Annotated in this window: 9 protein-coding genes; 8 read left to right on the forward strand and 1 reads right to left on the reverse strand. The window is 69.3% G+C overall.

Going from position 1 to position 9,667, the window contains the following annotated elements; all coding sequences use genetic code 11:
* Positions 1-113 precede the first annotated feature (113 nt).
* The 8 genes from C1I95_RS28235 (at position 114) to C1I95_RS28270 (ending at position 8,749) form a co-directional block, all read left to right on the forward strand.
* Positions 114-827, forward strand: coding sequence for a hypothetical protein (locus C1I95_RS28235; RefSeq protein ID WP_233513937.1), 714 nt, complete (start codon positions 114-116; stop codon positions 825-827).
* Positions 824-2,032: a histidine decarboxylase gene (locus C1I95_RS28240; RefSeq protein WP_111218328.1), complete on the forward strand. Its 1,209-nt coding sequence runs from the start codon at positions 824-826 to the stop codon at positions 2,030-2,032. The genes C1I95_RS28235 and C1I95_RS28240 overlap by 4 nt, the downstream gene beginning before the upstream one ends.
* Before the next feature lie 29 nt (positions 2,033-2,061).
* Complete coding sequence (locus C1I95_RS28245; protein ID WP_111218330.1) at positions 2,062-3,177, forward strand: class II histone deacetylase; 1,116 nt, start codon at positions 2,062-2,064, stop codon at positions 3,175-3,177.
* 70 nt (positions 3,178-3,247) lie between these two features.
* Complete coding sequence (locus tag C1I95_RS28250; protein ID WP_111218332.1) at positions 3,248-4,039, forward strand: class I SAM-dependent methyltransferase; 792 nt, start codon at positions 3,248-3,250, stop codon at positions 4,037-4,039.
* Between the two features lie 326 nt (positions 4,040-4,365).
* Positions 4,366-5,013 (forward strand): GNAT family N-acetyltransferase, encoded by a 648-nt coding sequence (locus C1I95_RS28255; protein ID WP_233513938.1) that lies wholly within the window; start codon positions 4,366-4,368, stop codon positions 5,011-5,013.
* A complete protein-coding gene (locus tag C1I95_RS28260; RefSeq protein WP_158566490.1) occupies positions 5,010-5,966 on the forward strand; it encodes a tetratricopeptide repeat protein in 957 nt (318 codons plus the stop codon). The genes C1I95_RS28255 and C1I95_RS28260 overlap by 4 nt, the downstream gene beginning before the upstream one ends.
* A 103-nt stretch (positions 5,967-6,069) precedes the next feature.
* A complete protein-coding gene (locus C1I95_RS28265; protein ID WP_111218338.1) occupies positions 6,070-7,020 on the forward strand; it encodes an endonuclease/exonuclease/phosphatase family protein in 951 nt (316 codons plus the stop codon).
* Positions 7,021-7,207: 187 nt separating this feature from the next.
* Positions 7,208-8,749 (forward strand): tetratricopeptide repeat protein, encoded by a 1,542-nt coding sequence (locus tag C1I95_RS28270; protein ID WP_111218340.1) that lies wholly within the window; start codon positions 7,208-7,210, stop codon positions 8,747-8,749.
* A 147-nt stretch (positions 8,750-8,896) separates the two neighbouring features.
* Here the strand turns inward: C1I95_RS28270 and C1I95_RS28275 are convergent, their stop codons facing one another.
* Positions 8,897-9,520 (reverse strand): tyrosine-type recombinase/integrase, encoded by a 624-nt coding sequence (locus tag C1I95_RS28275; protein ID WP_233513939.1) that lies wholly within the window; start codon positions 9,518-9,520, stop codon positions 8,897-8,899.
* Between the last annotated feature and the right edge of the window lie 147 nt (positions 9,521-9,667).

The following is a 9,667-nucleotide window of genomic DNA, read 5'->3' on the forward strand; positions in this document are numbered from 1 at the left end:
GGGCTCGGGGATGTGTATCAGGAACAGCACCCGCACCTGCGCCCCCGGCATCACCCGCAACGGTCGACGGGGAGCCGGAGGACGAGGCGCCTCGCCGCGACGATCGCTGGTGGGTGAATCTGCGTCAGCAGGTGGTGTACCGGTCCACGAGCTTGAACGTGGGCCATCTGCACGCGGCTGACGAGCGGTATGGGACGCGGGAGGCTCTCGGCCCGCACGGGGTGATGCTGTTCTTCACCTCCGACGCGGAGACGGAACCCCAGGGCTTCCGGCTGCACACCGCCTATCGGCTGTGCCTCTCCGCTCCCGAGTCGAACAATCTTCCGGCGTTGCTCGCTGACCTGAACACCATCGCCAAGGGAAATATTGCCAATGCGGCGGCGGGGCGGCGCTTGTGGCATCCGCTCGGTCCGGAGCGGTCGATGGTCAACGGCGGAGAGATGACCTTGCCGCCGTCCGCGACCTACGCCGGTGTGGGTGTGAGCACGCTGGACTCGGCCGGCGGTTCCTGGTACCAGCTCGCCCAGACTCTGCGCAATCCGTCCGCCACCGGCTACCACACGTCGGTCTTCGACCTCAAGGGCACCTGCTACGTGCTGCTGACCGACGGCACCGCCATACACATCAATCGCGACCCACACGCCCGGATCGGCTACTCGGGTGTGCGCAGCAGTAAGCCCCTCGAAGCGAGCTGGAACCCGCACTGGAGCAACCCGCACGCGACACTCACCGAACAGGGCGACCCCGCCACTCTCGATGTGTGGCGGCAACTGTCCAGTCTGCACGACACCCTGACGGCTCATCTGTGCGGGAAGCAGGCACAGTGACGCACACGCCGACCCTCGACCTGGCCGTCGCCGCGGACCTCAGCCGCGAGCACATCGACGTCGCGGCGGTCCTCGACGAGCTTGTTGCTGCCGCCGCTGCCGCCGCGCCGACGAGCATTGGCTACCCGGGGGCGGTCGACCTCGACCACACCGCGGTCATGGCCCGCCTCGGTGCCCGGCTGTGGAACAACATCGGCGATCCCTCCGATACGAGCGGGGTGGCGCACACTCGGGTGCTGGAGCAGGCCGTGATCGCCTGGGTCGCCGAGCTGCTGGGTATGCCGGCCGATGACCGGTGGGGCTATGTCACCACCGGCGGCACCGAAGGCAACCTGTCCGCGCTGGTCGCCGCCTACCGGCGGTGGCCGACCGCCCGGATCTTCTTCTCCACGGCCGCCCACTACTCCATCCGCAAGATCGTGGAAATGATCGGCGCGAGAAAGGTGGTCGTGCGGGCGCATCCGGACGGCGAGATGGACTACGACGATCTGGCCGCCCAGGTGCGGAAGCGGCGGCGGTGGCCGGCGATCGTGGTCGCCACGGCCGGCACCACCATGACCGAGGCCGTCGACGACACCAGCCGGATCCGCGCTGTCCTCACCGAGTACGACATGGCCGGGCACCTGCACGTCGACGCCGCCTTGTCGGGTATTCCGCTCGCCCTCGACGGGAAGCTCCGCCTCGATGATGCCCGCCAAATCGGCAGCATCGCCATCAGCGGCCACAAGTTCCTCGGCGTCCCCACCCCATGCGGGGTGGTACTCATCCGCGACAGCATCCGCACACCGGCCGGACACCCGATCGCCTACACCAACAGCATCGACACCACCATCACCGGATCCCGCTGCGGTCTGGCCGCTGCTCTGCTGTGGCACGCCATCGCCGTGCACGGCCGGGAAGGGCACCGGTGGCGTGCCGCCGAGGCCCGCAGCGTCGCCGCGTACGCCGTCCAGAAGATCCGCGCGACCGGTTGGAGAGCGTGGCGATATCCCCACGCATTCACCGTCGTCATGCCCACCCCGCCCGAAGCGGTGCGCGCCAAGTGGCTGCTGGCCACCGACGGCCAGCTCAGCCACCTCATCTGCATGCCCGGCATCACCACGGGCCAGATCGACGCTCTCGCCGCCGATCTCGCCGCCGCCATCAGGGCACCGATCCCACGTCCCCGCGCGCCGCACACACCTGAGGTCACCACCGCGTCCTGACCCTGGCACCGCTCACGGAGGCGATACGCATGCCCACTGGCTACGTCCATCACCCCCTGTTCTTCTGGCACGACACCGGCACCAGCGCCGGCCTGCTGCCCGCGGATCCGCTAGCAGGCATCCAGCCTGGGGCGCACGTCGAGGCCGCCGAGGCCAAACGCCGCGCTCACGAGCTGATCCACGCCTGCGGCCTGCTCCGCGACCTGGTCGTCATCGAGCCCCGTGAGGCCACCATGACCGAACTCCTGCGCGTACACACCGGCGACTACGTCCAGCACGTCAAGAACCAGAGTGACCGTGGGGGAGGGGATGCCGGCGACGGGTTCTCCCCGGTCGGGCGCGGCAGCTACGCCATCGCCCGGCTCGCCGCCGGTGGGCTAGTCGAGCTTGTCACCGCTGTCGCCGAGGGCGAGGTCACCAACGGCTACGCCCTGCTCCGCCCGCCCGGCCACCACGCCACCGCCGACACGGGCATGGGCTTCTGCGTCTTCAACTCGATCGCCGTCGCCGCCCGGCACGCCCAGACCGAACTCGGCCTGACCCGGATCGCGATCGTGGACATCGACGCCCACCACGGCAACGGCACCCAGAGCATCTTCTACACCGACCCGACGGTCCTGACCGTGTCACTGCACCAAGCCGACTGTTTCCCACCCGACTCCGGCTGGACCCGAGAGAACGGTGCGGGCGACGGTAGCGGCTACGCCCTCAACGTCCCGCTGCCCGCAGGCACCGGCCACGCCGGCTACCTGCACACCATGCACCAGGTCGTCCTCCCGGCACTGGACCGCTTCCGCCCGGATCTGATCCTGGTCGCGGCGGGTTTCGACGCCAGCGTGTGGGATCCCATGGCCCGGCAGGTCCTCACCGCCGACTCCTACCGCGCCATGACCCGACTGTTGGTCGACGCCGCCGACCGGCTCTGCCACGGACGGCTCGTCGCCGCCCACGAAGGCGGCTACAACCCCTGGTACACGCCGTTCTGCATCCGCGCGTTCATCGAGGAACTGCGCGGCGGCGCAGCCACCCCCGACCCCTACGAAGCCGCCGTCGCCCGGTACGCCGCCGCGCCTCTCCTGCCCCACCAACGCGAAGTGATCGACGAGGCCGCGCAGCTCATCGAACGCATCCACCCCGCCAACTGACACGCCCGTCCTGGCACAGCCGCCGCCGATGCCGCCGGCATCACCTACACCGACCATCCGGAGGAAACCCATGACGAACACGTCGCTGCCCACACACCCGGGACCCCTGCACCAGCTCCTCGTCCCGACCATCCGCGCAGTCCTGGACCGGCTCGACATCAGACCCGCCCAGACGGTGCTGGAAGTCGGTGCCGGCCCCGGCGAGATCACCGCCCAGCTGGCGCGACTGGTCGGCCCCGACGGGAGGGTCGCCGCCGTCGACGCCGACACCAGCCGACTCGTTGTCGAGCACCTGGTCACCCCACCCGAACCGTGTCCGACGAGCGTCATCGACGTACAGCAGCTCGACCTGGACCGGGACATCCTGCCCGGCAGGGAAGACACCTACGACCACATCGTGGCCCGCTGGCCGTACGGCGCCCTGCGCGACCCGGTCGATGTGGTGGAACAGATGATCGCCCGGCTGCGGCCGGGGGGCTGGCTCGTCCTGGCCGACGTCACATCCACCCAGCCGAGAATCTACCGGGCATCCGACGCCGAGGACGCCCAACTGATTGGCAGCGTCATGCGTCAGGTCCATGGCGCACTCACGGGTTCGGATGGTGCGGGGACCTGGACCAGCGACATCGAAACCCTGCTGCTGGACCGAGGCATGGCACGGCAGTGCGTGCACACCGGCGCCGAAACCTGGACCGGCGGCCGTCCCGGATGCCGCCTCCTCGCGGACATCGCCGCGCACCTACGTCCGACCGGATGCACCGAGGGAGAGATCGACCGGTTCACCGCGCTCATGGCCGACCCAAGAGTGCTTCTGCGTTCTTACGAGCGCCGGGTCATTCACGCCAGCACAGCGGCATCATGACGACCCCGACCGGCGGCAGTGAGTTACCCCGTAGCTGCCGCCGGCCACCCCCGAACAGCCCTCGCCCTATACAGCTTCGCCGATACGACCAGTCCGGCGGGGTGATGAGGCGGTAGGAGCACGACGTGACTGAGATCGGCGCCGAGTAAGTGACCTGGCCAGCCGCCGACCCTGAGAGGGCAAGGGGTAGCGGCTGGTCCTCCGGCCGGCGGCAGCGGGCCGCCCCCGTTCCCCTGCCGCCGGCCACCCCCAACCGCAAGCATCATCCGCTGCGATTCCACTGATCCCGTCTCGCGGCGGGCCGACGACACCGCAAGGAGGACGAGGTGAGACACCGGATCCGTGCTGCCCGATGGACGGAAAGGGAGGTTGTCGCGGCGGTGATCGCTGACGCGGTGCATCCCAGCCCACTCGCGGCGTGGCTGGTTCCCGACGAGGCACAACGGGCACATGTCCTGGCCGCAGTCGCGGAGATGTGGGTAGAGCACGCCATGTTCTACGGCGAGGTCCACCTCGTCGACGACCTCAGCGCCGCCAGCGTCTGCTTCCGACGGTACGGGCCGCTGCCACCGCCGACCGACTACGCGAACCGTCTCGCCGCACTCGCCGGCCCGCGCGCCGACCGCTTCACCGCCCTACACGACCTGCTCGCCACCGCGCAGCCCAGCGAGGCGCACCACCACCTCGCCTGCCTCGTCGTACGCCCGCCATTTCAGCGCACCGGCCGAGGACAGGCCCTCATGGCCGATCTACGCAACCGACTCGACCACATCGACGTGCCCTGCTGGACCGCCACACTCCCCATCGGGCAACGCCTGCTCGCCCGCAACGGCTACGAGCCCGACCAGGCGATCACGCTGGCCGACGGACTCACCCTGCACCCGATGCGCCGCAGCGCACACCGCAGCAGCAGTACGACGACCGCCGTCGCCCACGCCAGCTGCCAGAACCCGCAGGTGCAGCGCCGCCAGTGAAGAAGCCAACCACGCTGATGGATCTCCACGAGACGTACCTACCGCCGGGAATGGTGCACTGCGGGCGGTGCCGCCAGCCCATGACCCAGGGCGGACCACCGGGCGTTGATCCCACCTACGAATGCCGGCCCGGCTGCCGGCCGACGCCGCCCGCCGCAGCCGCGGTCGCCGCCACCGTCGGTGCGGCCATCCTGCGGTACGCACCCCAGCTCGCACCGGTCACCGGCACGCCGACACCGCCGATCCTCGCCGCCGCCCACGCCGACCGGATCCTCGCCCGCGTGACCGTCGGCACCACCGCAGCAGACATCACGCTGGCGTGGCACGCCAGACCGGCTCCATCGCCCGGCCCGCTGCGAACCGCCCAGGCACACCGGGTCGCGATGGCCCGCCACGTCGCCGCCGCCGACCCGCAGCGTGCCCTGTCACTCCTCTACAACAGCCTCACCGAGGTCAACCCCGCCACCGCGCCAGCCGACGTGATACACGCGGATGCCGCCGCTCTCCTAGCCACCGTGCACCTCACGCTCGGCCACGCGAAGGCCGCCGTCACCTGGGCCACCTACGCCCACCACGCCCTCGCGCACCTCAAGGGGCCCAGCCACCGGGACAGCCTCGCCAGCCTGCACCTGCTCGCCACCGCCCACCGCAGCGCCGGGCACCACCAACGAGCACTGCACCTCTACCAGCAACTCGCCGACCACCTCACCACCACCGACGGCCCACACGCCCACCGCACCCTCGCGATCCGCGCCACCATCTCGCTCGTCCTGCACCACCTCGGCCACTGCCAGGCCGCCCGCACCCTGCTCGCCGACACCATCACCACCCACCAACGCGAGCACCCCGACCATCCCGCCACGTCCCGCATGACACAGCACCTCACCCGTATTCGGATCGACTGCGATACCAAACGCCACCAGCACACGGGATCCGCTCGCCCTCCAATCTGATGCCGCCGGCATCACCGACACCCAGCGCCACCACTCCGAGCCGATGCCGCCGGCATCACCCGACACGAACCACCAACCCCGCCAGAGCCAGTGAGGAGACCCCATGCCGCTGGTCAACATCGCCCTACTCAACTTCGAGGCCGGCGGCCTACGCCGACCCGGCCACCGTGACCTGCAACTCCTCATCGACGCGTTTCACCTCATCGAGCCCGCGCCCGCGCTGCTGCTGCTCAACGAGGCGAAGTACTGGCGCGAGGACGGCAGCCGTCCCCTGCACCAGGCGGCGGAGCTGCTCGCCGATCGGTTCGACACCCCGTACGTCGGTCTGCTCGGCCACGACCCCGACAGCCCGATGCCCCCAGCGATCATCTACGACCCGACCGTGCTGATCCTGCGCCGCTGGCCCGAGGCCGGCGACCCGCACCTGTTCGCCGACAAACGCAACGTCGCCGTGTTCGCCGTCCGCGACTCCGGCGACTTCGACATCGACCGTGTCGAGTTCGCCGCGGCCGTCACCCACTGGACACCGCACTGCGGCATCCGCCGCCGCCAACAAGCCGCTCTCCTCGACCGCTACGGCACCACCCGCCAGCCCGTCATCATCGGCGGCGACCTCAACTCCACCGCCTCCGGCCCCCACCTGCCCCAACGCGACTGGGCCGTCGCTGACTACCGCACCTGCGCTCAGAAAGGCCGGCAACTCCCCGACGGCACCTGGACCGCCGACACCGACGCCGTTGACCACCTCATCGGCCGCTGGAACCCCGACCACCAGCAACGCATCGGTGGATGCGGCTTCCACGCCCTCGCAGACCTTGCCTGGCACGCCAACCCGGGTGTCCCACTGCTCCCCACCGTCAACGACGACGAGAACATCGACGTCGGCGGCGGACTCCTCATCGACTGGCTCCTCGTCAACAACGCCATGCTCCCGCACATCGTCACTGGCAGCTACCGCGTCCACACACCCCTCGACGATCCGCCGCCGTCCGACCACCGCCTCGTCACCGCAGTCATGACATTCCCCAAGGCGCCTCCCCGCATGGACATCTAGAAGCAGGGGTGTCAACTCAGGACCAAGCAGATCAGAGGAAGCCGTCAGTGGGGTGTTCGTTCGACTCGCGTCGCGCTGTTCGCGTTGATCATCGTGGCGTCATCGAGCATGGCCGCCGTGCAAGCCCATACCATCGCTCGTCTGCTCGCGCCCGCGTTGAGCTGGCGGCCGTCAACGGAGATAGGGCATGACCGCCGGCTTCGGTGAACTGACTGAGAAGGCGCGTCACCTGGTCGCCGAAGGCGATCTCGGCCGAGCCCAGCATCTGCTGGCCGACGCGTTGGCCGGTGTGGACGTGCGTCCCGTCAACGCTTCGCCCGACCTGGTCGAGGCCGCTGGCCTGCTGGCCCGGGTGCTGGTCGCCCTCGGCGAGGCGCACAGCGCGCGTGCCTGGGCCGCCTTCGCACACACGGCGGCCACCCGGTTGTACGGTCGTGCCGACGAGCGCAGCGTCACCGCCGCCGTGACTTTGGCCGCGGTGCTTCATCGGGTCGGCGCCGGGGCCCGGGCCGCCCGGCTCTATTCCGAGGTCATCGTCGAGCTGGCTGCCCGGGACGGCGCGGAGGCGCACAGCGTGTTGGCGGCCCATGCTGATCTGGCCACGGTGGAATACGCCCGTGGCCAGTGCGACGTGGCGCGTCAGCGGCTCCAGAACACCTGGGCGTTGCACCGCAAGGTGTACGGCGACGGCCACCCCAGCGGCATCAAGATGCTGGCCAAGCTCGGTGCGATGGAACGCGACTGCGGCCGGTGGGCCGAGGCGCACGAGCACCTGACGCTCGCCAAGCAGCTATGCCGGCGGCATCTGCCCAACGACAACCCGCTCACAACGCAAGTGACCGGACTGGCACAGGCAATCGGCGATTTGGAGCATGTCTGCGGCGGTCCGACATCACCGAGCCGGGACACGCCGATCGTGTCCGTTGTCGCCCAGCTCCCTCAAGTCGTCGAAGGGCCAGTTGAGGTACATCTCCCCGAGCCACCCGTCTATCGTCCGACGGCTCAGGCCGGCAGCGGCTCCTCGAACAGGCAGAACGCCTTCACCCGGCCAGAGGCCACCGGTAACCCGCTCGACGACTACAGGCGGCCACCGGACGAGCTGTTCGACGAGCCTTGGCAGCCCGCAGAAAGCGCACCGCCGCGCGCCGTGGTGGGGCTCACCGATTGCGTGCCATCGAATGTCGGGGGCGTGCCGAACGCCGCCGAAGCCGACACGCCCTCGAACCACCCGCCGCCGGCGCCCGCGTCTTCGCCACCGGTGTCCGAGACCCGGGCGACCCAGTGGCTTCTGCTGACTGCCGGGGTGATCGTGGCGTTGCTGCTCGGCACCATCGCCATAGTCGCCACAATCTTCGCGCCGGACCCACCGGACTCCGAGTCAGCCATCGCTGCTACTCCCTCCCGTGCGAGTACACCGGCTGCCACACCCTCACCAACCCCCGCTGGCTCGCCAGATCAGGTCCGGCTGACCGACCGGCGGGACAGCGTTGTGCTGCACTGGAGGTACCCGGTCCAGGCGGAGGGACCGGTAGTGATCGCCGGGGGCCGCTCGGGCCAGGAGCGGCGCATCTTCGCAGAGTTGCCTGCCGGCACCGATAGTTACACCGCCCACGGGCTAAGCCGCAGCAGCGACTACTGCTTCACAATCGCGGTGGTCTGGTCCACCGACACCGTGGCCCAGGCTAAACCGGTCTGCACCCACCGAGGTCGGCCGAGCGCGAAGAGGTGAAGCCGGGCCGCCGGTGTCAATCCCCAGGAATCGTGAAGGGTTTGCGTTATACGGCCTGGACCTCCTGGTCCAGGAGCGAGGATCCGATCTGCAGGATGAGCCTGCGCTCTACCTACCTCGGTTCGTCCATGGATACGCGATGTAGGGCTACGCCGCGCTGTCGTTGCGGGGGATGAGGTCGGCGGCGGCGTCGGCGGTGCCGCGTTCGAGTTCGATGATGACGCTGGTGTAGGTGTCGGAGGTGAGGCCGATGGTGGAGTGGCCGAGGGTTTCCTGGACTTCTTTCATGTCGGCGCCGCCGTGACGGAGGTAGGTGGCGGCGCAGTGGCGTAGATCGTGTAGCCGAACCGGCGGAAGCCCGGATTTGGCGATGAGGTCGTCGAAGCGGTCGCTGATGGTTTGGGGGTGCCACGGCTTGCCGTCGGGGCGGACGAAGAACAAGCCGCTGTCGGGCCATTCGTCACCGCTGACGGCCTGCCAACGTTGGCGCATCTTGAGGTAGTCGCGTAGGACGGCGATGGTCTTCGGGCCGAGGGGGACCATCCGGTCACCGGCGTCGCTTTTGACGGGGCGGGTGATGGGTGTGTAGCCGACGGTGGTGATCTGTTGGACGACGGTGAGGTAGCCGGCGTCGAGGTCGACGTCGTGGTCGCGTAGCCCGCACGCCTCGCCGCGGCGCAGGCCTCGGTGCAGGATGAGCAGGAACATGGCGTAGAGGACGATGTCGTGCCGCTCGGCGTAGTCGAGGAACCGTCCGGCTTGTGCGGGCATCCACACCATGACCGGGCTAGTACGGCAGCCGCCGTTTGAGATGTCGCTGGTGGGGCCTGGTAGGCGAGGTGCGGCCACCGCGTGATCGTCTGTCTGCTGTGGACATAACTTCAGATGTGGCGGTGGCCGCGTGCCACAGCGTAAACC

Origin of the sequence: Micromonospora craterilacus (assembly GCF_003236315.1) — a bacterium.
Taxonomy (GTDB): domain Bacteria; phylum Actinomycetota; class Actinomycetes; order Mycobacteriales; family Micromonosporaceae; genus Micromonospora; species Micromonospora craterilacus.

What these genes read in the sequence shown, in the direction of transcription:
- C1I95_RS28245 (WP_111218330.1), top strand. Translation starts at nt 2,062, where the DNA reads ATGCCCACTGGCTACGTCCATCACCCCCTGTTCTTCTGGCACGACACC.
- C1I95_RS28265 (WP_111218338.1), top strand. Translation starts at nt 6,070, where the DNA reads ATGCCGCTGGTCAACATCGCCCTACTCAACTTCGAGGCCGGCGGCCTA.
- C1I95_RS28270 (WP_111218340.1), top strand. Translation starts at nt 7,208, where the DNA reads ATGACCGCCGGCTTCGGTGAACTGACTGAGAAGGCGCGTCACCTGGTC.
- C1I95_RS28275 (WP_233513939.1), bottom strand. Translation starts at nt 9,520, where the DNA reads ATGCCCGCACAAGCCGGACGGTTCCTCGACTACGCCGAGCGGCACGAC.
- C1I95_RS28250 (WP_111218332.1), top strand. Translation starts at nt 3,248, where the DNA reads ATGACGAACACGTCGCTGCCCACACACCCGGGACCCCTGCACCAGCTC.